A 22585-nucleotide genomic window follows, 5' to 3' on the forward strand; every position below is an offset into this window, starting at 1 on the left:
TCTTTCTAAACGGAATGATTCATTTCATCATCATCCAGATGCACATAGGTATTGATGGTGGTTTGCACTTGAGCATGCCCGAGGCGTTTTTGAACGTAGCTGGCATCCCATCCTGCTTTGATAAGTTCGGTGGCATGGCAGTGTCGTAAGAGGTGAGCATGAATGGGAATACCGCTTTTTTTGCTGTAGTGGCGAAACAGCCCTTTGATGGCCTCTCGATCAAGTGGGGAACCGTAGGTGAATTGGCCCCACTTATCTTTCGCATTCTTTTTGAGCACTACAAAGAAATGATCTGTATCGAAGGTGTGTTGTAGAAGCAAGTGATCAAGCAACGCCATCAGTTCTGGCGACAGATCAACGAAGCGCTCCTCACCTTCTATCATGTTTTTGGCAAGTGCGCCATTCTCTAACCCTGATCGGCGTCGAACCCAAAGGCCGTTACGGTGGAACTCCAGGTCTTGGATGAAAATCCCGAGTACCTCACCTACGCGAAGGCCCCCTTCCCTCATGAGAAGAACAATACAGCGAAACTGAAAATTGTCAATGGCAGCCAAAAATGTCTCGAAATCCGCATCTTTCACGATTTTGACACGTTTCGCCGGCTCCTTGAGTTTGACGACTCGCTTGATGGTTTTTCCACGACTGGTATGAACTAAAAAGGGTTTGAAGCCACTGAAACGATTCGAAATTTGCTCGTAGAGGACTGGATTCTGGAGTGTTTCTCCTCGTTGGATTTGGTAGCGATAGAAGCTACTGACGGCTGTTACGATGGTGTTGACGCTTCGTTCGCTGAGAGGACTGGTACTGTAAACTGCAAGTGTTCCAACCTGGCGTTGTGGATCACGAAGCCATTGCACAAAGCGAACAAGATCATCAGGAGCAACATACTACCAATCAAGATGAGCTTGTTCTAAAAAGGTAAAGTAGAGACACAAATGACGACAGTAGTTTTCTAAGGTGTGGGGAGATCTCTCTAGAGCAATCAAATAGTCGAGGTAACGTTTGACTGGAAGGATGAACTCACAATTTTTATCCACTAGATAGAGTTGTTTGTTGTTTTCTTGCTTTGCCCAAACCGCCCGAACCATCACAACCCCTCCCTTGTAACAACAGCTAACGCCGGAAGTATATCACTCCTGACGTTAGTAAGCAATACTTTCTTTTCCCTATATTTCCATCGGAAATGTCTGAAAAGGGATTAAAAGGCAACTCTGCTGACTCTCTTTACACCATGCTATCTTTGTCTCCATAAAGCAATGTACCTCGCCGGGTGCCTACCCTACCCGAAAAGCATTCAACGCGCTTTTCGCGACAAGGTGAAGAGAACAGTGGGGAGAGGGCGAGCATGTTTGCAGGTGTGGTCAGAACTCTGTATTGCCACAGTGATCAAGCGCACGGAGAAAAAACGTGTGGTTGAAGTAACGCGTATGATGACTCGAGGAACATTGGAACAAGCTGAACAGCTGCTTCAGATCTCAGGAGGAGGAACAGTGCTCAATACGGCGTTTATTGAACGTCTGAATGGAACAGTGCGAGAACGACTGGCTGCATTGACACGCAAATGTCGTCATGCCGCCTGCCGTTTGGATGGACTAGAACGCGGTATGTATCTGATCGGCTGTACCTACAATTTTTGTTGGCCTCATCATGAGTTGAGCAAACCAACGCATCGAGGATCAGCGTGTACACCAGCGATGGCCAGTGGGCTCACCAATCATATTTGGAGTGTGCCGAATTGTTGACCTACAAGGTCGCTCCTGCTGCCTGGATCGAACCAAAGCGGCCAGGACGTCCGCGAAAACGCCTCCCAACTGATCCTACGATCGCTCAACAACCTCGGGTGTATCTCCGAAAGGGGGTTTTATGCTCAGTCACCAGTTAGTGGAGCACTACCCGCGAAGATGCTCATGGCTTTTTTTAAGATATCCCTTTCCTGCCTCAGAATCTCGTTTTCACGTTTCAATTTCTTCATTTCTTCTTCAAGTGGCTTTTGATGTCCTTTGCCAGAAAATGCGATATCTCCTCGCTCTCCAAATTCTTTGCACCATTTACTTAATGCACTATCAGAAATGCCGAGATCTCTGGCAATGTGTGTTTTGCTTTTTCCACTGGTTCCAAAAAGTATGACGGCTTGCTGCTTGAGTTCTTTGGTGTACGTCAGCTGAGATTTGTTCATGAAACCCTCCTCATGTCAGTCTCTCATATTTCTCTTCTCCGACCCTCCAAAAGTGGGGGACTTCCAGCTCGCTTTCGCGCGGGGCGATATTCTCTCGTGAGGCAACCCCTATCTGCTCTATTACAGAGCAGCATTCGCTTTCTCCCTCATCCTGTACCGACTATGCTTGCAGTCACATCTTACGATGTACTTTCCTAATATCCAGGTGCATAATCGGTTTACCACGTTCCACAACTGTACCGGATATGGGTTAGGCTCCGCCTCTCCGCCGGTGGTTTTTTTATCTGCGTCAGGAGAATTTCGAACCCCTGAGCCAACCACGTTCCCTTTTGGGCAAAATTTGGGCAAGCCTCTCAGCATCTTTGGCTTGTTGTGGATGACGACGTTTAACAGCGATTTACATGTGTTAGCCATACCATATTTCGCCCTAGCTCCACAACCGCTTGATGCTAGCAGTCATCCCGTCCTCTTACGGTTTCGAGATCACCCTTTCGGGTGCGGCTACGTTGTCCCAAGCGCACTTGATTCAGCTTGGTAGGGCACTGGGGCAGAACCCTAGGTAAGAGTCTCCTTTCGAGAGTCCTTACAGCTACAGATGTAGCTTCGTGTCGCACCGAAATCATCCACGCCAATCGCCTTGGGTGTCTTTGTGATGGGTACTTGGCTGCCTTTGACGAGCCGTAAAAGGGTATCAGGACTGGTGAGTGCTCCAACATCTAAGAGCAGACAAGCCCCTGCTTCCCCGCTCAGGGCAAGAGAGAAGGCATATAGAAGCCGAGTCAGCCTCATCGTTCGCTGAGCCGAGACTGCAACCAGTTCCGGCAATCGTTCCACAAACGTCTGGCGAGGACAGTCTTCATTCTGACAACGAAAGCGCCTAACAGAGAGTTGAAGGTGTACTAGGAGACCATTACTCGGAAGATCATGAGGTGAACGCATGGAATAGCTATGAAGACGCTTGCTCGTCTTCCCACAAGAAGGACTGATGGCAGTGTGACGAGGAGAAACAGCCGCAATGGTCAGCGTACCCTCAACACGAGTGACTTGCTGAATCTCAAAACCTGGGAGCAGAAAGGGAATATGTGACAAGATAACCACCTTGAAGCAATGTTTGATCAAAAATGTTCCTCTCTCTTTTTTACGAATCAGGGTTGTATTTGAAGCACGAAAGTTGCGGGAGAGCCTTCAAAGTGGGTCAAGGTCACACATCACATCTTGCACTACGACTCTAGGAAGTATCGCCCCTCTGCCGGACATTTGGACACGCGTCTCTCTATCCTAGTGGGTCAGCTAGCAATTAGCCTGGTTTTGCCCCTGAAAGGATCAGATCCACAACCCGTTCGGGTAACATCTCATCAACCGGTTCATTGACCACAAAGAAGCGCATGTATATGATGCCACTGAGCATTTCTAAGAGGAATTGGCAATCCAGCTGTGGCGATACTTCCCCATGTGCGATAGCACGATCAAAGAGGATCTGCAGGTGAGCACATCGCTGACGCCAGTGCTCTTGCCGGAGAACACGGAGCTCCGGCACGTGAAGCGTCGCAACTGCCGTCTGGAAAAGGGCCTGTCCTTCCCTCGATTGCAGAAAAAGCCTGAGAGATTGCAACACTGCGACGAGATCAGAGCGCAGGGTCCCGGTGTCAGGAACAGGGATCTCTTGTGCCACCCGACGATCGATTGCCTCAAGGATCAACTGCTCCTTCGTTTTCCAGCGACGGTATAGGGAGGTTTCGTGGACACCAGCACGCTCAGCAATAGAAGCGATGCTAAGCCCTTCATATTCCCTTTCCGCTAAAAGCTGAATAGTTGCTTCAAACACAGCAACTTGCACACGAGCACTCCGACCACCTGGTCGGCGGCGCACCGCATCTCTCCCATCGCCTGTCGGGATGGCGAGGGGCGCATTCGGGCGAGGTATCTTCATATCACCAGTATATCTCGTGTCGCGTGATAACGCCAGGAGCCTTGCATTACAAACGAGTTCCAGCTATACTTAATGCAATCTTTCCTGCGTTTAGGAAAGGGCATGTGTTGACGACAGTGACACAAACGAGACACAAACGAAAGGAGCAATCGATGTCTTCTCACTCTTCTGATCCCTCGACACCCAACCGCGGAAGCCTCCCTCATCATCGCGAGGTCCCTTTTCAGTCTCCCGATCCCTCGACTCCTGCTGGGGAGAAGATCCTTCACCGCCTGCGCGAGGAACTGTTTCTCTGGCTCATCACCGTTGATGCGACCAAGACGCCGCACGCCCTCCCAGTCGCGTTTCTGTGGGATGAGGCACAATCCACCTTTCTCATCTACTCTGCGTCAGAGGAGGATCGCGACCAGCGGTGGCAATACCTTCGGCAGAATCCAAAAGTGGGCCTGCACTTTAACCTCGACCTGAGTGGTGCCGACTCCTTTATCCTGACTGGTGAGGTGAAGGTGAGCCTGGACGATCCTTCGTCTGATCACGTTCCCGACTGGGTGGCAAAATATCAGGCATTTTTCTCACAGATGGGATTGACCATCCAGCAAGCGGCAATGGTTACTCCGGTAGCCTTGCGCGTGCATCCCCTGACCATGATGGTTTCTTTCTGAACCCCCCAGGAGCAATGAGCCCTGGATGTCCTGCCTTTTCCAAGGCTCGGAAAATGATCAACGAGAGAATAGCACGAAAGCTTGCCTTTCCTGGAGAGGGAAAGCACAAAACTATCCGCTGCGCGCTTTTACATCGTCCGAAGAGCAGAAATTGCACTGCATAGCCAAAGCCACCAGCGAGCGGCTGGATGTAGCAAAACGAGCGCGAGTGATCCTCTGGCTAGGCAGGATGGCCTTTTACTGAAGCGGCACACGAGGCGGGGTACAAAAGGACACCTCGTCACATGATGCTTGAAAGGGATACGCACTCGAATTGGGCAAAAAAGTAGCATAATCTCCCCACAAAAAGTCATGGAAAAACCTCTTTTCCTCTCTTGCCTTTTTGCGCTCATCGACGCAGCTACCGCCCTCTTCCCCAAATTGGCTGATCATTTGCGATGAGTTTGGGATCACTTGTGTGTCCTAGAGGTGAAAGGGAATTGACCCCTCTCACACATCGAGTTTGAATACAGAGAAACACGAGGAAAGTGAGCCATTAATGGACATTACATCATTAGGGCGTACTGGCCTGAAAGTCAGCCGAATCTGTCTGGGGACCGCGACCTTTGGCAATCAGACAAACGAAGCAACATCCTTCTCTCTGATGGATGCCGCTGATCAAGCTGGCGTCAATTTTTTTGATACCGCCGACGTCTATCCGTTCGACGCTGATTTAGAGATGGTTGGCAAGACGGAGGAGATCATTGGAAACTGGCTACGTGAGCGCAAGGCCCGCGATCGCATCGTGCTGGCAACCAAGGGCTACAGCAAGATGGGTCCAAGCCCCAACGACGAAGGATTGAGCCGCCGTCACATTCTTGCCGCCTGTGAGCAAAGCCTGCGCCGCCTCAAAACTGATTACATCGATCTCTATCAGATGCATGCCTTTGATCCAACCACGCCCATTGAGGAAACTCTGCGTGCTCTTGACGACCTGGTGCATGCAGGCAAAGTACGCTATATTGGCTGCTCAAACTTCCCGGCCTGGCGACTCGCCGATGCGCTCTGGACCAGCAAACTGCTCAATCTGGCCCGTTTCGAGAGCGTCCAGCCACGCTACAATATGCTCTTCCGCATGATCGAAGACGAACTGATTCCACTGTCTCAGGCTCATAACGTCGGCGTTATCGTCTACAATCCTCTGGCCGCTGGTGTGCTGACCGGACGTTATCAAAAAAGCCGTACTCTTGAGCAAAATACTCGCTTTACACTAAAAAACAGCGGGGAAATGTATCAGAGACGCTACTGGCGCGATCCCATGTTTGAGGCTGTTGACCGTCTCGCCAGCATTGTAGAGCCGCATGGCAAGAAGCTTGTCGAGGTGGCGTTGGCCTGGGTTTTGGCTCAGCCTGGCATTACCTGTGCCATTCTGGGAGCCAGCAAGCCGGAACAATTCACGGAAAGTTTACGTGGTGCCACTGTTTCATTGGATGACGAAGAGCGCAAAGTCTGCAATGATCTCTGGTACACCATGCCACGTGAGCGTGATCCCTTCCTTGCGCGCCGATAAGCCTGACCATAAGCATCAAGTACCATTTGCTCGACATGTTCGATCTTTCCATTCATCCGCTGGTTGTGGGGCAAGGGAAGCAGTTCTTCCGAGAGGGCGAAACCGCCAGATGGAGGATTGTTGAGACAAAGAGTTTCTCGAAAGCCATTGTAAAGCTCACCAATGAACTGCAATCCTGACAAAGGTTCGCCCTCATGCATCACCGTTCTGGGCGGAATGCCTCCCATTGGTGCCTCTGCTCCATGGACGGGGAGATTTCTCCGTCCTGCTCACCCTTCTGCACATACGCGTGGCAGGGTGAGCGGCAGGGCAAAAAAGGAGAGGCTGGATACCTCCAGGAACGCGATCAGGCTTACAATCTGCTCACCCTCCACGCCCAGAACCATCAGGCCGAAAAGCTGATAGTCGTCTGCAAAAGCCTCTCGCCGATAGAGTCCGAATGCTGGACTGCCATTGGCGTGCGTTGGAAGCAAGCACCATTGCAAGCCGAGAGTAAAGAGATGGGTCTGGAGCAGTATGGTGATATCCACTCGTCCCTGATACCAGACGGGAAACGGCGGCATGGTGAACCAGGCATCCTCTCGCAGCAACGCCACAAGACCGGGAATGTCCGTTTGTTCCCAGAGGGTTACGTAGCGGTCAAGCAGCTCTTGTAACTGGGGGCGAGGCAGAACCATCTGCGCCTCGCTTCCGATATGGCTCTGGCGCAAAGCACGTCGAGCACGTTGCAAGGCGGAATTGACAGCGGGAACCGAGAGATGAAGCCATTCGGCTACTTCGGAGGCTTCCCACTCCAGCACCTCACGCAAGAGTAAAATAGCCCGTTGCACTGGCCTTAAGTGCTGCAGCGCCATCAGAAAAGCCAGAGTGATTCGTTCGCTCCTCTCCGCGCGGTCTTCGGGATCAGCCTCAGGATCGGCGAGGAGATCATCGGGAAACGGTTCCAGCCAGATCGGCTCCCGTAGCCGTGGGAGTTCAGGACTGTGGGGATCGCTCGGTGGATGGGTTTCTGATGGCAAGAACCGACGAGGAGCGCGCGTGAGTCGATTGAGGCAGAGATTGGTGGCAATGCGGTACAGCCAGGCACGGTACGCTTCCGGGCTGGTGAGCGTCGCACGTTTCTCCCAGGCTCGCAGCAGGGTCTCTTGTACCAGATCTTCGGCGTCAGAGAGCGAGCCCAGCATTCGATAACAATGCACGAGCAGTTCGCGCTGATATGCGCCTACCAGGGTCTCGAACGCCTTCTGATCGCCCGCTTGAGCAGCGAGCACCAGGGCGGTTTGGGGTGGTGTTTCCATGACCATACCTCTTCCTCTCGAGCGACCTGCGTTATCTCATCCAGAACACCCAATGAACTATTTTGGCGTTGATGCGATAGGATATGATGAAATAGCATCACTACAGAACATCGCCACTTTTTGATACAACTCCTCTCCAGTAAAATAACCAAAAACGCCACATCTACACCTGGGCCAATGCGCAGATCGGGACTGGCCTGACGCTCCAAATTGACCCAGAGTTCAGTCCACAAGAGTATCTGGCGCATCTTTGACTCTCTCTGCCCACCCATCACGGGGCTCTCTCATGATTGTTCAAAAGCGAGCACTGGACATCCTTCAAAGCGCCCGTGACGAGTCAAGAGAGTACGGCCAGCGAGAGGAGCCTTCGGCTCTCGTTTTGTTTCAAAAATCACGTAAATGGTTGAATGCTTCCATCCGCTCTATAGCAGAAAATATCTGCTGAAGATCAGCCTGGCGATAATCCTGACCCAGCCGCTCAATAATGAGAGGCTGTAATTGAGAAAAGATCCTGACAAGATCTTTGAGAGCACGCAGGATTTCATCTCGCTGCAAATGGGAAGGATATGTTTGCCTTAAAGCAAGAAGAAAACCCTCCGATAATCGTGTTTCCAGGCGCCTATATCCTTCAAAGGGAAGGTGTTCGATGAACTGCAAACAAGGCAGCAATGCCTGTGAACGCATGGCATCAAGTGCATCTACAGTCTCAAGATACTCCCCACGGGCCAGTTTCGTATAGGTGTACCAGGTCCACCCAGAGAATTTCTGATAGAGATCGGCAAAATTTGGCGTGAACGCAAGTTGAGATGCTTCGGGCTCTCCTCTCAATGGAGAACCCACGAATTGATTTTCTGGATCAAAAAGGATGACCGGCTGAGAGAGCGTGCGAAATTCATCGATGGGGAACATGTGAACATCGACCTTCACGATCTGGCTCTCAACCTGCAAAAAGAAGATAAGAAGATTGGGTAATCCAAGATGGGTTGCCGGGAAAAAGGCGAGCAACTGACCAGCGGAAGCGACACATTCAATAACCCAGGGCTTTGCTTCTGCAAGAGATGTTTCTGAAGGAATTACCACTTGAAAATCGAGATCAGAATATTGGTCGGCAGTTCCTTTCGTGAGAGATCCAGTCATAGCAAGACCGATACTTATCTTGCGCGTCAACTCAGTGATGCAATGATCGAAGACGTGCAATAAGGGCCTAAATGAGGTAATACCATTGCGAATCGAGAGGATTTGATCCTTATTATGCAATACCATGAGCAAGTACCCTTTCCTTCAACTCATTTAGAGATGACAGTCCCCATTAAAGGGGAAACGGGTGAGTAGTTGTTCTGGTAACAGAGAAAGGTGTGGTTAACGTGTTCCTCTTTGAGAGAGTGTACTCTTATCAGAGGCAGAGATACACTCGCCGCGCTCTCGCGTTACCAGACTCGACCTATCAAGCAATGTGATAACGAGCAACTTGATCTCTCTACTATCCCAACTGCCAGAGACAAGATTGGGCAAGTTTTTCTCACATTCATTGCCTCTCGACACTCTATTGAGCTAATGATATAGCCCTCCTGAACAGTTACGAGTTTTCCACGTATCCTGAGCTTCTCTCGAAAATGTCAAGTGGGAAGAGCGTTATATCCCGCCCACCCATCAAAACCGGACCGTTCATGGAATTTTTATAGTTACATCTTCTGGGAGCGTGCCGCAGACCAGAGCAGGAAGCCGCCGAGCGCCATCATCCAGACGACCGTTGGGAAGCTCGCCAGGCGCTCCGCTACGCCGATAGCCAGATCAGTGGACGGCGCGATAAAGAAGCCGAATAGCCCCACGGTCCCACAGAGCAGCGAGAAGATCCCCACCCACCGTTTCCCACGCCAGACGGCCATTCCGAGCAGGAGCAGGCCGATGCTGGCGCCGGGGATGCCCAGGAGGGCGCTGAATACATGTAACCCCGGGTTGACGTTCTCAGGTGCCAGACCAGCCAAGATCTCGCCGGTGCCAGCCAGGGCCAGAAAGGCCAGCCCCCAGATGGTAAGGCGTCGTCGTGGCCAGGCACGGCGGGTGCCGATGATGCCCAGCAGGAACAGCAGGCCCGTCACGATGAAGGTCCCGTTCATCACGGTGTGCAAGGGCGAGCAAACGATGGCATGGTAGGTGAACACCGTGATCGGTCCGCACATGGTAACACCCAGGTCGCTGATCTCGTTGGTGGCCAGGCTATACGGTGTACTCATCTGACTCTGTACGATGATTTGCCCGACGAAGAACGTGAGTGTCAGGAGCCAGCAGAACCCTCCGAAGACAACCTGCTTCGTAAGCATGGCTGGAAACACGAGACCACCGGCTGTGCCGGGCGGTGGTGTGGTCGTAGATAGGGACATGTGGATACCTCCTTAATTTGCTTGTCATCACCCCGTCCCCCGGGTTGCCAGCTCAGTGTACACCTCACTCATTTCCCTTCCTTTCGCAGTGTGAGCGAATTTCTTCAGTTTCTGTGCGTTTCTCCCTTGGACATGTCTTCGTGCACTGATCGGCAGCATTGGAAGAGGAATTCCCCCAACGCTGCCGATCAGAAAGAACTGAGACGCGTTGCAATCTGCTAGCCACAGTGGCCAACAAACGGATTAGTCTCAACGCCGTACCAGTTGTTCTGCCATTCTAACTGGCCCACAGCTGCGATACAATGCCCGCTGCCGTAGACCCCGGCTGGGCCAGCATAGTAGCGGTAGTTATAAGAACCATCCTCGTCCTGCTGTATGATGGTACATTGGTCACCGCCCGTTTCTTGGCACGTCCCGATCCACACATCGATATATTGTGCCTGGCCATAGGCCGGGCCACCCGTATGGAGATAGGCACAGTTGTATCCAGTTGAACCGTTATAATACACTTGCAGTTCGCCAATCTGCGTGCCATTGGCATAGATCGGATCGTACTCGATCAGAGATCCTAATGAGCTACAATGAGCCGTGTTGGTCAAGGGAGCAGCCATCTGAGTTTTCGAGAGGTGCCTGACACTTGCCGCATGCGCCTGGGGGGCGATGAAACTCATTGCAGAGAGCATAAGCAACAAGGCGGAGGCAAGGAGCACAAGTTTGAAACGACTGAATAAATGAGACAATGTTGTTCTTCCTTTCTTTTTTAAGAAGCATAGGCCCGTTACCTCTTTTTAAGAAACATAGGCCCGTTACCTCTCTATGGTACAATACGGCCTGCACAGAATATCCATGCTTCTTAAGAAGAAGCACAGACTATTTACCTCTTTTATGGTACAATATGGCCTGCACAGAATAGCTGTGCCAACCTGTGCATCTGGATAGCTGTTCTTTTTTTGAGAGAAAGTGGACGCCATTTCATGTCAATCGCATCTTTTGGAGACGTTTTGCGGGACTTCCGCACGCGCAAACGCATCAGCCAACGGGCACTCGCCGAGAAACTGGGTGTGCATCGTAATACCATCTGGTCCTGGGAACAAGGCAACTACCTGCCTGACAGTAAAAGTATGGTATTGGAACTGGGGCGAAAGCTCGGGCTCAGAGATGCAGAAACACGCCAACTCTTGGAAGCCAGTCTGATCGCGCTTTCCCCTCACTGGTCCGTGCCGTATCCACGCAATGTCTTCTTCACCGGACGGAAAACATTGCTCGACACATTACATCAGCTGTTGCGCACCGATCATGCGGCGGCCCTTACCCAATCGTATGCCTTACATGGACTGGGTGGCATTGGCAAAACTCAACTCGCCCTGGAGTATGCGTACCGCTACGCGCTGGACTATAGCGCGGTCTTCTGGATTGAGGCGGAAACCAGCGAGAGCATTCTGGCGAGTCTGGATCGCATTGCCGCCCACTTGCAGCTTCCAGAGCAAGGAGATGCGGATCAGCAGCGGATGGTCGCCGCAGTCCAGCGCTGGCTAACCATCAACGGCACATGGTTGCTGATCTGGGATAATGTGGAAGATCTGGAACTCCTCCAACGCTTTTTGCCTCCAGTCCATCAGGGGGCGTTCCTTATCACGACCCGCAACCCTGTTCTGGGAACGCTCACTCCGAGCCTTGAACTGTCTCCCATGATGCCAGAGGAAGGTATGGTGTTTGTCTTGCGTCGCGCCAAGATCCTCCAGGACCCCCCCAGCCGAGAACAACGTTCCCACGTCTCCACACAGGAGGAAGAGGCGAAGGCCCTCGTGAGCATGATGGGAGGGTTACCGTTAGCTCTTGACCAGGCCGGCGCATACATCGAAGAAACTGGATGCAGTATCGCAGATTATCTCCACCACTATACGCATCAGCGTGCCCAACTGCTGGAGCGCAGAGGAACGCTTGGGAGCAATCATCCCCACAGTGTGACTACCACGTTCTCTCTGGCGTACGCGCACGTCAAGCAGCATTATCCCATTGCGGCTGATCTGCTCTGCCTCTGCGCTTTGCTCTACGCGGAAGGCATTCCTGAGGAACTCTTTGTCGCCGATGTATCTCCTGTTCGTCCTGCTCTCGTGACCAATCGGTACCAACTGGACCAGGCGATTGCCACGCTGCGGACCTTTTCGCTGGTCCAACGTCAGCCGGACAAGCGGACACTCTCGGTGCATCGACTGGTGCAGGCGGTCCTGCAAGCAGAGATGAGCGAGCAAGAGCGTACTGCGTGGCAACAGCGAGTGATCCATCTGCTGGATGCAGCCTTTCCTACCGTTGTGAGTTACACTGGCATCGAACTCTGGGAGACCTGCGAGCGCCTGCTCCCCCACGTGATGACCTGTGTCGCAGCAGTCCAGGATGGAGGCCTCGATCAGGAATTGGCCGATCTGCTCCTGAAAGCAGCAGACTACCTGCACGAGCGGTCCGGATACAAACAGGCGCTGTCGTTGTATCAGCAAGCGCTCCAGATCCGGGAACAGGCATTGGGGCCGGAGCATCCCAAGGTCGCTTCTCTGCAGAGCCAACTTGCCCATCTCCATCGGATTCTGGGCAACTATGCGCAAGCCGAGCCGCTGTTCCAGTCCGCAGTGCGAGCTCTGGAACAGGTGCTGGGATCGGAGCATCCGGAAGTTGCTCGGCCTCTCGAAGGGCTGGCGATGACCTCCTATGAGCAGGGCAAGTATGCGCTGGCCGAGCCATTGCAGCAACGCGTGCTGCAGATCCGAGAGCAGACAAGAGGTCCAGAGCATCCAGAAGTCGCCCAGGCACTCAACCGGCTGGGGATTGTCTACTATGAGCAGGGCAAGTACGACCAGGCTGAGGCGACGTTTCAACGGGCGATCCAGATCCGGGAGCACGCATTAGGATCGGAGCATTTTCGCTTGGCGGCCCCACTCAGCAATCTGGGTAACCTCTATCGGGAGCAGGGCAAGTATGAAGTTGCCGAGCCGTTTTGCCAGCGTGCCGTGTGCCTGGCTGAGGAGACCTTAGGTCCGGCTCATCCGGATGTGGCATATATGCTTGTGAGTCTAGCTGATCTCTACTGTGAGTGGGGCAGATATCCACAGGCCGAGGTTTTGTATCAGCGAACCCTCACTATTTTTGAACAAGCGCTTGGCTTGGAGCATCACGCAGTCGCGTATCCCCTGCATGGCCTGGCGGTGCTAAGCTTCGAACAGGGCCACGATGAGCAGGCCCTGGCGCTGTTTCAGCGAACCATGCAGATCCGCGAACAGCGTCTCGGTCGGGATCATCCAGAGACAGCACAAACGCTCCATGAGCTGGCGCGTTTCTATTCGTTCCAGGGCAGGAGAAGCGAGGCATATTTCCTTGTTGAACGTGCCCTTCGGATCCGCTCACAGTTTTTGGGAGAGACACACCCAAAGACGGTCGCCTCACGAGTGCTTTTTGCTCAGTTAGAGGAAGCATGAGGAATGGGCACAAGCGGCGCAAGAAGCGTTGGGGGAATGTGATCTGAAAGAAATAGGGCAGAAGAGGGCTCCGTGAGTCCTCTCCTCTGAAATATGCAAGACTCCCGTTGTGTTGGTCATGCTTTTGAGCCAATCCAGTTGGTCGATGAGTTTGATCCCGCTGGCCAGCTTGAGAAGGTGCTGAGCCTCATCTAAAATAATAGTTTGCACTCTTCTGCGCTGGAGTGCTGCTTCATAGACGTGGCGTAGTTCTGATGAGTCGTGAAATTTTGCTCCTTTGTCACGATCTAGTTTGTGCCCCCAGACATGCTCCTCATCAATATTCACCAACGTCCAATGCTCATAGGTCTGTTCTCCTAATCGTCTGAGAGCGCTGCGGTAATAATCGGCACGGTTAAAGGTCGTCCCATCTGGTGGACGCGTTTCCAGGAGCAAGAGAGGAACAGGCACAGACGGACTGTGTGGCTCAGAAATAGGAGGGGAAGCATTGTTTGTGCGTTCCATTTGGCGAAGAAGGGAGGCGGGCAAGATTGTTTGCCGTCCCTTCGATGCTCTCAAGGATAGCTTTTCCCTAGGACAGGCCGAGCGTCTTCGCTATCTCCTCTCCTGGTGGGCAGAGCCAGCCTTCTTCTTCCGTTCGTTGGTAGCGATAGGGCTGCTTTTCGACCAGCTTGAAGAGCTCTTCTTCCGTTTTCCACTCTTCCAACACGACGCCAGTCGTGCGGAGTACCAGAAAATCTGGAATGTAGTAGTTGCCCTTGCATGTGCTTCCCAGTTTTGTTGAGGTAGCGTAATTTGAAGATGTGGGGCTGGTCGTAAAAGGCAAAAACGGCGAAATCGTGCTCCATCAGATAAATGGCACCAAGTTCCACCAGACTTTCGAACTGGATCGTTACCCCCATTTTTCGACTCGAGTAAAAGCCAGAGACATTCCCCGCTCGCCCCTGGACACGACGAGCGGGTGGAGATTGGTGAACACGAGCAAGAAAATCGACCGCCTCGACCGGAAGTGCAAGATCCTGGCAATAGCGTTGAAACTGTGCTGGCGTCATCATTTACTCCTGGAAACAGGTGACGGACGGCAGCAATTGGTCACCCCGACCAAAATCGGTGTCTTGGAAAAATTCCTCAAGGCGTTTTTTCCTCTCACTGATCCCATTGGGTTCCTACGAAGTTGGTATCGGATGACGGCCACTCGTACATTTCGATCCGACAGTATTCTCGGAAGCCCAGGCGTTGGTAGACCGCATAACCCATGGAGGATGAGCCTAAAATTCCTAATCGACAGCCAAGCCTGCGGGCATCCTGCAACGCTGCCAGGGTGATCGCAGCCCCAATGCCTTGTCGTCGTGCTGGTGGAAGCGTCCAGACAAAGTAAATTCCGGCGACTCCTGCCCCCAGGAAGAGGGATGCCGTGGCCACTGGCTCGCTATTCCAACGGCCCAGGTAATGATGCCATGCTTCCTGATCGCTCAGGCCGGCCTTCTGGTACATCTCCCCGACCCAATTCGCCTCGATCTCCCCCTCACCAAAACCCATGCCAAGCGTTTGTTTCCACACACAGAGTTCCTGCTTATCATGGACGCGTTCAATCACAAAGCCTGTAGGAATAGAAACCTGTTCAGGAATGGTCTGCAAATCGACGGCCATGCCTGGCTCACTACCACCCGGCGTGAAGCCGTGCGCAACCAGTCGCTCGCCAAGATGAGCAGGACGCATCGAGGGGCCAAGGTGCCAAGACCCTGGCACCTTGTGTGCCTGGAAGCATTGCACCGAGGCGAGAATAGCCTCATCTACAGTCTCTGCTGTCAAGGTCGCACGCACCACACAATTATGGTAGCTAATGGGTGCACCACCAATAATCCACTGAATGGCTGGCTCATCGCGCTCTTCTCCCCCTCCTAACCGTCCGAGAGTAAGCAAGAACTCTCGGACATTGGCCTCAATTGCATTCATGATGGATGGCTCTGAAAGGTCTTGTAGTCGTTGATTCATAGGAAGCTCCTGGATGGTTTAATGCTTGCTATATGTGCCAAACACTCCTATGCGTCGGCATCTTCCGTACAGGCTCCTTTTCGTGGAAATGTTCTAAAGAAATTTCTTCCCTCCCTAGTTTACCATATTCTCAGGTGAAGACGGGGCTTTTGACACATAACCTGATTCTTACGCAACCTTGCTGATGTCAGTTGTGGTATAATAGAGGTTTATACCACATTTCATCATCTTCGGTTTCTGCAGGGAATTTACCTCTTGTGCTTGATGCTTCTTGTCCTTTCTGCCCCGATTCTTTTGACTTTGGTAGAGCACTCGAAGCTTGAGAAGATCGAATTCAGCGCGACCATACATGCTTCTTTTGATGAGCTTCAGTCGATTCACATTGCCCTCTAAAGGACCATTACTCCAAGGCAATGTTCATCCTGCGAGAACTGCATCTTTATCTTGTAGTACACCAGTCACAAAGGATTGAAATGCCTTGAGATGACTCGCTTGGACTGCTTCCAGCCAAGCATCAAGCTGTTCTCCTGTGCGTTCGCGCACCATATGCAGAAAGGTGTTCACCAGTTGATACGTCGCTTCAACTGGTGGGCTGGCCTGCCTCAACAATTGAAGGTACGCCAATTCTTCCTCCTTTAAATCCTCTTGCTTGCGGAAAAAGAGCCAGGTCGCTTGTGGTGCTGAGAGGGTCAAAAGTGGATTGGGCACTCTGGGAAAAACACGCTGTCCTAGAGTGTCAGCAGAACGGTGTTTTCGAACAGAGAGTTCAGATGGTTTTAACGTCTCCAAGTAGCGATAGACCGCACGCTCAGATCCTTTGTAGCCTTTTGCTCTCAGTTCTCTTTCGAGTTGTAAACCATTGTGACAGCCTTGGTGCCAACGCGAAAGCAGATAGGTTTTGTAGGGATCAATGAGGCGAGGCCGTTGGCGACGCGGACGAGTATACGGGATGCCTCGCTCTGAAAGCCAATGTCGAATGGTCCGTTCAGGCATTCCGACGTGAACCGCAATATCTGAAAACTTCATCCCCTGTTTGGAGAGCGCAATGATGTGCTCGTAGCGAGCGCTTCGCTCGGACTGACGAGTCTGTTGTGTCTGTCGCTCTGCCTGTGTCCTTGGATGGCTCTGGAGGTGTCTTTGCTGCTCTTCTTCAGGGATCGTGACGGTAGCCCGCTCTGCATGACGGATCTCCGTGAGACATTGGGTTAGGACGACCGAAACACATCCTGCAAGATTTTTTATCAAATGCCAGCGATCGCTCACTTGCCTGACTTTTGGAGCACTTTTTTTGATTGCTGAGGCATATTCCTGTGAGCCGTCACGACTGACTATGTTGATCTTGGGATGGTTCTGCAGCCACGCTGAGACTGTCTCGACGGCACGGTAGGGTAACAGATCGATGGGCACACCTTGCTCCAGATCACAGATCAGGGTTTCATAGCGCAGTCCGCGTTTCCACGCCCAGTCATCCAGACCAATGATGTGTGGCTCTTGTTGGGCTGGTGGTTCTGATTTTCGAATCAGACGCAAAATCGTATCGCGACTCCCACTTATGCCAAGCTCACTTCCACAATCTACCCCAGCTTGGCCCCCTATTTTGAGCCCAAGCCCACAGAGAGCTTGTTGCAAGCGTTTTGTGCGTTGTGCATGAGGATGACAGAGCTCTGAAAGTCGCTCAACAAAGATTTTTTGAGCGCAGGTACGGTTTTTACAGAAAAAACGACGCACTCGCATAATGAGACGGATTGGGCGCCCAACAGAAGGAAGGTCGCGTAGTGTCCTTGTATATCGACTTTGGACACGCGAAGATGCAGCCCCACAAGAGGGACAAAGTGCTGTTGGGGATACCGCACGAAGGATGAGGATAATCTCCTCAGCTTCCTCTACTCCTTCTACTTCGAAGGTGGGAAGGTCTGGAAAAATGATGATCATGGGATGTCTTGAGTTCCTCGAAAAAGTCATGCAGAGTCGAAAAAATGTTCGAATTTTTCGTGTACCACATGGGGGATCAGCAAGATTGCGTAAGAATCAATACATGGTTCAAAACATGTTTATTTGCCTGTGGATATGATAAACTAGAGAACGAATTACAAGTGAGAACAAATTACAAGATGATAGTGAAAAGGAATTCTCATATGAATTGGGCAACATTTGCCATAGAGAAGTTACGGGAAGGACAACAAGCACAGATCAAGCCACGAGGTCATTCAATGACTGGGAAAGTGAATGATGGAGATCTCGTCACCCTCCAGCCGTGTTCTCCAGAGCTGTTGCAGGTAGGCGATATTGTCCTGGTGCAGGTCAAAGGGAATGTCTATTTGCACTTAATCAAGGCCATTGACCAAAAACGGTTTCTGATTGGAAATAATCATGGAGGCATTAATGGTTGGGTTGGTCCTCATGCCATCTATGGGCGGGCCATGCAGATTGAGGGACGTTAGAGGAAGCGCGCGAACATCCCATTCTCGATGAGCAAAAGTGTTGAGTGGCCTGAAACCCTGTCAATGTACCTTGAAAAAGGAGGTTCGATGATAACGTCGACTCAATTACAGCGCTATTGCCAGGAGCGTGCCCTTCCGCCTCAGACCTCCGAGTTTCTGGCACGTATTCGTCAGTCAGATCCTGCTCGCCGCATTCAAGGACGCGCTGGGAACGTCTCAGATTTCTACTCCAGCCGAAAAATGGGGATGACAATCCAGTTTGAGAGCCTGGTCGAGCTTGGAGCCATCTACCTAATGGTAGCACGATCCTGACGTTTTTGCTTATTACGACCAGCCTTACACCTTTAAGCTTCGTTATCGCACCAAAAACGGCAAACAGATGCAAGCGCACCTGCACATAGCATCATCTCACCAAAAAGATTTTGCGTGTACAGGTCATTACCTCACAAAAATATTTGCGAGCATGAATGAACAAGCGTACTGGCTGTCCTGCGCACGGAAGATCGGCAACGTGGCGGATGGAGCGGCTATGCACCCGCGTTGCTTCTCCTCCGCACAAGGGGCAGCGAGAAAAAAGTTGCGTCGAAGCGATCATCACTGTCAGATGATCATCCCCCTTCTCCACCCCAACAAGTTGGAAGTCGTTGGGGAGCGTTAGAGCAAGCTTCATGTTCATCATCTTCGTCTGATCCTTCTCTGAAGAACAGGCTGATTTGCTCAGAAGGATAATCCAAATGATGAGCTGATGCAAGCGAACGATCGTCGTCACCAAGAGTGTGCCAGATCCTAGGATAATGAGAATCTACAACATTCAAGAAGCTTTTTTAAGGAGAGAGAGAGTTTTCCCAAATGTACTCTTGACACAGAGCGCTGCTGATACTACACTTAATCTACACTTCTCTATTGTTGTTTACAGGAGTCGAAAGGAGGACATATGATCGCGATGATGTTCGCTATTTCTGAACAGCGATTTCTCTACACAGGTGTATGGATAAAGAGGGTAAGCCAGTCTTGATCTCACGGGCATACAGGTTGTTCATAGACTCTCCCCATCTCTTCCTCATACCCTGAGTGGACCACATTTTTTGCTCGGGAATACAACACCTTCATTTTGATCTTTTCACTGGTGCCTTTTGCCCAACCAGAGCCTAGATATGCTTGCGCACAGGCGAGATGACAATGCGCTCTTCTTCCCACCCAATAGCTTCTCAATGAGAGCATCAGTAGGAAGGAAAGAGCAAAAGTGCACAATGGCCTCTTCGCGGCGCTGGGAAGCGATTTGTGCTTTTCATCTCAGGAGCCTTTCCGAAATTTTAGTCCAACACCGATAGGACTCAGCCAGGTTGGCATGAGTCTCAACGTCAAGAGAGGATATCTATGTCTTTTTTGCTCGAACCAGACAACTATCCATCCGTCCATCACCTGTTTGAGGAAATAACCTATCATCTTGCAGTACAGACTGTCCTTGCTAGAATACTGCCAGGAAGAATCTATGTCGATGATCCCGGCTGCCCAGGAACTGCCATTTTGATCCCGTCCAATCAGCATCGAGTCTATGTGAGCGGAGAACCATCGCCTCGCATGCTCGCAGACGTCATAGACATGCTCTTCAAAGAGTCTCTTGCGCAGAGCTACGAATTTGTGGTGTACGACGTATCAGCCCCCTGGAAACAGGCCCTTGAGCAATTGCTGAAAGAGCAAGAAACTGTTCCTGGGTGGAGACAGTATTATCGCCTGAGAGAACCACACCCACCATATAGCCAGTCTCTTCCAGAAGCGATCACCTTCAGTTGCCTTGATGAGACCATGTTAGGAGATGCCACACTTGTGAACAGGCAACTTCTGCTTGAGGAGATACACTCTGAGAGTCCTTCGCTTGAGCACTTTTTCCGTCAGAATTTCGGCTTCTGTGCACAAGATGGTCACAAGCTTGTCGCCTGGTGTCTGGCCGAATATCACTATCAGGGCTGCTATGAACTGGGTATTGGGACCATCGAAGCATACCAACGCAAAGGCATTGCAACACATCTCGCATCAGTAGTGATCAAGCACGCATTTAACAAAGGAGCAACGGAAATTGGCTGGGATTGTTCGGCCACAAACACGCCATCCAGAGCAACTGCCTTGAAGTTAGGTTTCGAGAAGAGGCTGGACTATCCCGTTTATTACTGTCAATATAGACAAGTGCCAACATAAATCATGCATGTAGGAGACTATTCCAAGCAAGCAGGATAGCCTTTTTTTGAAATAGAGCGTGCTTAGCAAAAAGACAAAAGCCTTTTGTTAAACACGCTCTCATTGTATTAGCGTATTGCCCAGGTTGTTCCTTGCCTGATCCACAGGGAACCTTTCAGCGCACGTATAATGCGTAGCGGTGTGTGAGGGGGATAGATGACGAGTTCTCGTCGAACATTCACGTTAATTTACTACCCAACCCTTGAACCATATTCTATCGCCTTAGAAGCTCATTGATAGCGCCACTCAAACTGACACCTACTCTGCTTTTAACAGAGAACATGTTCGTCGAGAAGAGGAGAGCTTGCGGGCTTGTTGATCCGCTGACGGCACAGGAACGGCGTGTCCTCCAACAACTGGCACAAGGGGCATCCAATCAGGAGATTGCCGATGCGTTGGTAATCCAGCTTTCGACGGCCAGGAAGCATATTTCCAGTATTCTTAGTAAACTGAGCGCCGCCAACAGAACACAGGCAATTGCGCGTGCACGGGAATACGGCCTGCTCTAACACAATGGTATGCCCAGAACAGCTACCATTTTCGGCCTCGTGAGAATGCATACATCATTGCACCCATCAGTATAGTAAAGGCTCCTCCAATAAGATAGGAAACAAATTGACCACTGGACGCCAACCCAGCCAGGATGATGATCAAGCCAAGAAGAATAATTGGAATACCAATATATTTACCGATGACCGATATCGTGCTTTTTGCTAGTAGGAAAAGTCCTGGCAATAGAAAAATTGAACTAAACACATAGTCACCTGCTGGATCACTTGTGCCCACATGATATATTTGATTAAAAAAGGCGTCAGAAAAACTGACACTTCCTAAAAATGCCAGTACTATCCCCAAAATCATTCCCACAACCAACCAAAATCTGCGCCACAGCGCTGACTTATGCCTATTTGTAGGAGCAGAGGCCAATGGAGAAGCACTATACATTTGCTGGAAAGACTGCTGTTGCCTTTCTGGAGTGTCACGTATCCCCTGTAACTCATGAAGTTGAGGGTTATCATTCTGTGTAGATTCGGCGACCTGCTTATAGACACGTACTGGTTCATCAATCTGTTTATAGACAGACGGCTCCTCATAGAAGGTTTGTTCTTTTTGAGAAAGGGAAGTTGACATATCGGAGAGAGAAAGCTCGTGGAGCTTTTCTTATACAACGCTCATGCTAGCCGGTCTCTTCTTTTCATCAAGTTCTGTCATCTGTGTAATCAAGTTGACAAGCTTGACGGGGATATTCAATTGGTCAGCCATCAGAGGAGGAAGACGAAATGGGGATAACGATGGATCATACCCTGATACCAGTTGATAAAGCAGAATACCAAGACTATAGATATCCGAGCGAGGAGTCGTCTGAGCACGTCCATATTGTTCGGGTGGCGCATAACCAGCCGATCCATAGTTCGCTGTATCTTTTGCCTGACCCGGCTTGAAGTGACGCGCAATGCCAAAATCGATGAGATAGATATGGCCATCTGTCGTACGCATAATATTTGTTGGCTTCAAGTCACGGAAGATAATTGGTGGCTGATGCAAATGCAGATAACTCAGAACGGAACAGAGGCTTGTAGCAATGGAGAGCGTTTCCATAAGCGTCAGTTTTTTCCCTCTCCCCACTACATAGTCTTCAAGCGTCTGCCCCTCAATATAACTCATTACAAGATACCAGCATGTTTGTTCTTCAAAATAATCGTGGATGCTGGGTAAATTTGGATGGGTGAGTCCAGCAAGCATATGTGCTTCACGTTTAAAGTTATCTGACGCTTCTACACTCTCCTCTTTGTTGAGATGTGTTCGATCTATCTCCTTGATCGCAACGAGACGGTTCCCTAACTGAACATCTTCAGCTTTGTAGACAGTTCCCATCCCACCATGTCCGAGTGTGGCAACAATACGATAACGCTGGTGAAGCAATTTTTGAGGTTCAGCAGTAACAATGTGAGAAGCATGAGAAATATCATTACGGAAATATTCTCCACAAAATTGACAATAAAGTGTATCTACGCTATTTTCTGCACCACAGTTATTACAAAAAATGGGGGAAGCATTCATAAAATTGACTCCTATCTTGAGTAGAGCAATAAATAAAATATCATTCGATTCAAATAGACTTATTCATCCAGATAGTAAAATTCCAGCGTAATCTCGATATTGCTGATCTATCAGTAATCATAAATCCAGCAGAGAATTTTGTAAAGGGAATAAGTTCTAGAGCAGAGCTTTTTAAAATTCCTCTTTGGCTTGCACTGAGCGACTTCAGGAGATGAGAATACAGATCAGTATGTTGGCGATAGGATTGTTCTTTTATATGATTTTAAAGAGTGTCACAGCATGCTACTTGAATGCTTTGGTGTACATCGGCCGAGATTTGTTCATGGAACCCTTCTGACGTCAGTCTCTCATATTTCGCTTCTCCGATCCTCCAAAAGTGGAGGACGTCCA

General features: G+C 50.7%; 23 protein-coding genes and 1 pseudogene. 8 read left to right on the forward strand and 16 right to left on the reverse strand.

Going from position 1 to position 22585, the window contains the following annotated elements:
- Positions 1 to 5: 5 nt before the first annotated feature.
- Both AC27N8_RS00190 and AC27N8_RS00195 read right to left on the reverse strand, forming a co-directional pair.
- A complete protein-coding gene (locus AC27N8_RS00190; RefSeq protein WP_487062754.1) occupies positions 6 to 857 on the reverse strand; it encodes a tyrosine-type recombinase/integrase in 852 nt (283 codons plus the stop codon).
- 30 nt (positions 858 to 887) lie between these two features.
- The gene (locus AC27N8_RS00195; RefSeq protein WP_487062756.1) at positions 888 to 1088 is read right to left on the reverse strand and encodes a site-specific integrase; all 201 of its coding nucleotides are present in this window, start codon (positions 1086 to 1088) and stop codon (positions 888 to 890) included.
- Between the two features lie 240 nt (positions 1089 to 1328).
- On the opposite strand from AC27N8_RS00195, the gene AC27N8_RS00200 reads away from it, so the two are divergent.
- On the forward strand, positions 1329 to 1742 hold the full coding sequence (locus tag AC27N8_RS00200) for a hypothetical protein (RefSeq protein WP_487062758.1): 414 nt from the start codon (positions 1329 to 1331) through the stop codon (positions 1740 to 1742).
- A 167-nt stretch (positions 1743 to 1909) separates the two neighbouring features.
- Here the strand turns inward: AC27N8_RS00200 and AC27N8_RS00205 are convergent.
- The 3 genes and pseudogenes from AC27N8_RS00205 to AC27N8_RS00215 all read right to left on the reverse strand — a co-directional run.
- Positions 1910 to 2176: pseudogene (locus tag AC27N8_RS00205) on the reverse strand (transposase); the annotation flags it as partial.
- A 555-nt stretch (positions 2177 to 2731) separates the two neighbouring features.
- Entirely contained in the window at positions 2732 to 3265 is a 534-nt protein-coding gene (locus AC27N8_RS00210; RefSeq protein ID WP_487062760.1) for a transposase family protein, read from the reverse strand.
- A gap of 208 nt (positions 3266 to 3473) precedes the next feature.
- Positions 3474 to 4106 (reverse strand): TetR/AcrR family transcriptional regulator, encoded by a 633-nt coding sequence (locus AC27N8_RS00215; RefSeq protein WP_487062762.1) that lies wholly within the window; start codon positions 4104 to 4106, stop codon positions 3474 to 3476.
- Positions 4107 to 4258: 152 nt separating this feature from the next.
- Between AC27N8_RS00215 and AC27N8_RS00220 the strand changes: the two genes are divergently transcribed.
- A complete protein-coding gene (locus tag AC27N8_RS00220) occupies positions 4259 to 4768 on the forward strand; it encodes a pyridoxamine 5'-phosphate oxidase family protein (protein WP_487062764.1) in 510 nt (169 codons plus the stop codon).
- A gap of 538 nt (positions 4769 to 5306) precedes the next feature.
- Positions 5307 to 6317 carry an aldo/keto reductase gene (locus tag AC27N8_RS00225; RefSeq protein WP_487062766.1) on the forward strand — a complete coding sequence of 337 codons (1011 nt, stop codon included), beginning with the start codon at positions 5307 to 5309 and terminating at the stop codon, positions 6315 to 6317.
- 269 nt (positions 6318 to 6586) lie between these two features.
- On the opposite strand, the gene AC27N8_RS00230 is transcribed toward AC27N8_RS00225, so the two are convergent.
- The 4 genes from AC27N8_RS00230 to AC27N8_RS00245 all read right to left on the reverse strand — a co-directional run bounded on the left by AC27N8_RS00230 (position 6587) and on the right by AC27N8_RS00245 (position 10736).
- On the reverse strand, positions 6587 to 7615 hold the full coding sequence (locus tag AC27N8_RS00230) for an RNA polymerase subunit sigma-70 (RefSeq protein WP_487062768.1): 1029 nt from the start codon (positions 7613 to 7615) through the stop codon (positions 6587 to 6589).
- A gap of 384 nt (positions 7616 to 7999) precedes the next feature.
- The gene (locus AC27N8_RS00235) at positions 8000 to 8878 is read right to left on the reverse strand and encodes an aminoglycoside 6-adenylyltransferase (RefSeq protein ID WP_487062770.1); all 879 of its coding nucleotides are present in this window, start codon (positions 8876 to 8878) and stop codon (positions 8000 to 8002) included.
- 419 nt (positions 8879 to 9297) lie between these two features.
- Positions 9298 to 9996, reverse strand: a complete 699-nt coding sequence (locus AC27N8_RS00240; protein ID WP_487062772.1) for a DUF998 domain-containing protein — start codon at positions 9994 to 9996, stop codon at positions 9298 to 9300.
- Between the two features lie 218 nt (positions 9997 to 10214).
- Positions 10215 to 10736: a hypothetical protein gene (locus AC27N8_RS00245; protein ID WP_487062774.1), complete on the reverse strand. Its 522-nt coding sequence runs from the start codon at positions 10734 to 10736 to the stop codon at positions 10215 to 10217.
- Between the two features lie 234 nt (positions 10737 to 10970).
- Here AC27N8_RS00245 and fxsT point away from each other — a divergent pair, with 234 nt between their 5' ends.
- Complete coding sequence (gene fxsT / locus AC27N8_RS00250; RefSeq protein ID WP_487062776.1) at positions 10971 to 13463, forward strand: FxSxx-COOH system tetratricopeptide repeat protein; 2493 nt, start codon at positions 10971 to 10973, stop codon at positions 13461 to 13463.
- Here the strand turns inward: fxsT and AC27N8_RS00255 are convergent.
- The 4 genes from AC27N8_RS00255 to AC27N8_RS00270 form a co-directional block, all read right to left on the reverse strand.
- Complete coding sequence (locus tag AC27N8_RS00255) at positions 13449 to 14021, reverse strand: AAA family ATPase (RefSeq protein ID WP_487062778.1); 573 nt, start codon at positions 14019 to 14021, stop codon at positions 13449 to 13451. The genes fxsT and AC27N8_RS00255 overlap by 15 nt on opposite strands.
- Positions 14018 to 14518, reverse strand: a complete 501-nt coding sequence (locus AC27N8_RS00260; RefSeq protein WP_487062780.1) for a hypothetical protein — start codon at positions 14516 to 14518, stop codon at positions 14018 to 14020. The genes AC27N8_RS00255 and AC27N8_RS00260 overlap by 4 nt, the downstream gene beginning before the upstream one ends.
- Before the next feature lie 91 nt (positions 14519 to 14609).
- Positions 14610 to 15458 carry a GNAT family N-acetyltransferase gene (locus AC27N8_RS00265; protein ID WP_487062782.1) on the reverse strand — a complete coding sequence of 283 codons (849 nt, stop codon included), beginning with the start codon at positions 15456 to 15458 and terminating at the stop codon, positions 14610 to 14612.
- 417 nt (positions 15459 to 15875) lie between these two features.
- Positions 15876 to 17390, reverse strand: a complete 1515-nt coding sequence (locus AC27N8_RS00270; RefSeq protein WP_487062784.1) for an ISL3 family transposase — start codon at positions 17388 to 17390, stop codon at positions 15876 to 15878.
- A gap of 203 nt (positions 17391 to 17593) precedes the next feature.
- Between AC27N8_RS00270 and AC27N8_RS00275 the strand changes: the two genes are divergently transcribed.
- Positions 17594 to 17899: a S24/S26 family peptidase gene (locus AC27N8_RS00275; RefSeq protein ID WP_487062786.1), complete on the forward strand. Its 306-nt coding sequence runs from the start codon at positions 17594 to 17596 to the stop codon at positions 17897 to 17899.
- Between the two features lie 87 nt (positions 17900 to 17986).
- Positions 17987 to 18211 carry a hypothetical protein gene (locus AC27N8_RS00280; protein WP_487062788.1) on the forward strand — a complete coding sequence of 75 codons (225 nt, stop codon included), beginning with the start codon at positions 17987 to 17989 and terminating at the stop codon, positions 18209 to 18211.
- A 91-nt stretch (positions 18212 to 18302) separates the two neighbouring features.
- Here AC27N8_RS00280 and AC27N8_RS00285 read toward each other — a convergent pair whose 3' ends face one another.
- Positions 18303 to 18578, reverse strand: coding sequence for a transposase family protein (locus AC27N8_RS00285; protein ID WP_487062790.1), 276 nt, complete (start codon positions 18576 to 18578; stop codon positions 18303 to 18305).
- A 698-nt stretch (positions 18579 to 19276) separates the two neighbouring features.
- Between AC27N8_RS00285 and AC27N8_RS00290 the strand changes: the two genes are divergently transcribed.
- Positions 19277 to 20095 (forward strand): GNAT family N-acetyltransferase, encoded by an 819-nt coding sequence (locus AC27N8_RS00290; RefSeq protein WP_487062792.1) that lies wholly within the window; start codon positions 19277 to 19279, stop codon positions 20093 to 20095.
- Between the two features lie 320 nt (positions 20096 to 20415).
- Positions 20416 to 20643 (forward strand): response regulator transcription factor, encoded by a 228-nt coding sequence (locus tag AC27N8_RS00295; protein ID WP_487062794.1) that lies wholly within the window; start codon positions 20416 to 20418, stop codon positions 20641 to 20643.
- A gap of 22 nt (positions 20644 to 20665) precedes the next feature.
- Here AC27N8_RS00295 and AC27N8_RS00300 read toward each other — a convergent pair whose 3' ends face one another.
- Together AC27N8_RS00300 and AC27N8_RS00305 are read right to left on the reverse strand one after the other, a co-directional pair.
- Positions 20666 to 21265: a hypothetical protein gene (locus AC27N8_RS00300; RefSeq protein WP_487062796.1), complete on the reverse strand. Its 600-nt coding sequence runs from the start codon at positions 21263 to 21265 to the stop codon at positions 20666 to 20668.
- A 30-nt stretch (positions 21266 to 21295) separates the two neighbouring features.
- Entirely contained in the window at positions 21296 to 22195 is a 900-nt protein-coding gene (locus AC27N8_RS00305) for a serine/threonine protein kinase (RefSeq protein WP_487062798.1), read from the reverse strand.
- Positions 22196 to 22585 lie beyond the last annotated feature (390 nt).

The sequence above is a fragment of the Dictyobacter sp. Z7_2 genome, assembly GCF_057551105.1.

Excerpts from the sequence above, each read along its gene's own strand:
- AC27N8_RS00195 (WP_487062756.1), bottom strand. The coding sequence starts at position 1,088 with ATGGTTCGGGCGGTTTGGGCAAAGCAAGAAAACAACAAACAACTCTAT.
- AC27N8_RS00215 (WP_487062762.1), bottom strand. The coding sequence starts at position 4,106 with ATGAAGATACCTCGCCCGAATGCGCCCCTCGCCATCCCGACAGGCGAT.
- AC27N8_RS00220 (WP_487062764.1), top strand. The coding sequence starts at position 4,259 with ATGTCTTCTCACTCTTCTGATCCCTCGACACCCAACCGCGGAAGCCTC.
- AC27N8_RS00225 (WP_487062766.1), top strand. The coding sequence starts at position 5,307 with ATGGACATTACATCATTAGGGCGTACTGGCCTGAAAGTCAGCCGAATC.
- AC27N8_RS00230 (WP_487062768.1), bottom strand. The coding sequence starts at position 7,615 with ATGGAAACACCACCCCAAACCGCCCTGGTGCTCGCTGCTCAAGCGGGC.
- AC27N8_RS00235 (WP_487062770.1), bottom strand. The coding sequence starts at position 8,878 with ATGGTATTGCATAATAAGGATCAAATCCTCTCGATTCGCAATGGTATT.
- AC27N8_RS00240 (WP_487062772.1), bottom strand. The coding sequence starts at position 9,996 with ATGTCCCTATCTACGACCACACCACCGCCCGGCACAGCCGGTGGTCTC.
- fxsT (WP_487062776.1), top strand. The coding sequence starts at position 10,971 with ATGTCAATCGCATCTTTTGGAGACGTTTTGCGGGACTTCCGCACGCGC.
- AC27N8_RS00260 (WP_487062780.1), bottom strand. The coding sequence starts at position 14,518 with ATGATGACGCCAGCACAGTTTCAACGCTATTGCCAGGATCTTGCACTT.
- AC27N8_RS00265 (WP_487062782.1), bottom strand. The coding sequence starts at position 15,458 with ATGAATCAACGACTACAAGACCTTTCAGAGCCATCCATCATGAATGCA.
- AC27N8_RS00270 (WP_487062784.1), bottom strand. The coding sequence starts at position 17,390 with ATGATCATCATTTTTCCAGACCTTCCCACCTTCGAAGTAGAAGGAGTA.
- AC27N8_RS00275 (WP_487062786.1), top strand. The coding sequence starts at position 17,594 with ATGAATTGGGCAACATTTGCCATAGAGAAGTTACGGGAAGGACAACAA.
- AC27N8_RS00280 (WP_487062788.1), top strand. The coding sequence starts at position 17,987 with ATGATAACGTCGACTCAATTACAGCGCTATTGCCAGGAGCGTGCCCTT.
- AC27N8_RS00285 (WP_487062790.1), bottom strand. The coding sequence starts at position 18,578 with ATGATGAACATGAAGCTTGCTCTAACGCTCCCCAACGACTTCCAACTT.
- AC27N8_RS00290 (WP_487062792.1), top strand. The coding sequence starts at position 19,277 with ATGTCTTTTTTGCTCGAACCAGACAACTATCCATCCGTCCATCACCTG.
- AC27N8_RS00295 (WP_487062794.1), top strand. The coding sequence starts at position 20,416 with ATGTTCGTCGAGAAGAGGAGAGCTTGCGGGCTTGTTGATCCGCTGACG.
- AC27N8_RS00300 (WP_487062796.1), bottom strand. The coding sequence starts at position 21,265 with ATGTCAACTTCCCTTTCTCAAAAAGAACAAACCTTCTATGAGGAGCCG.
- AC27N8_RS00305 (WP_487062798.1), bottom strand. The coding sequence starts at position 22,195 with ATGAATGCTTCCCCCATTTTTTGTAATAACTGTGGTGCAGAAAATAGC.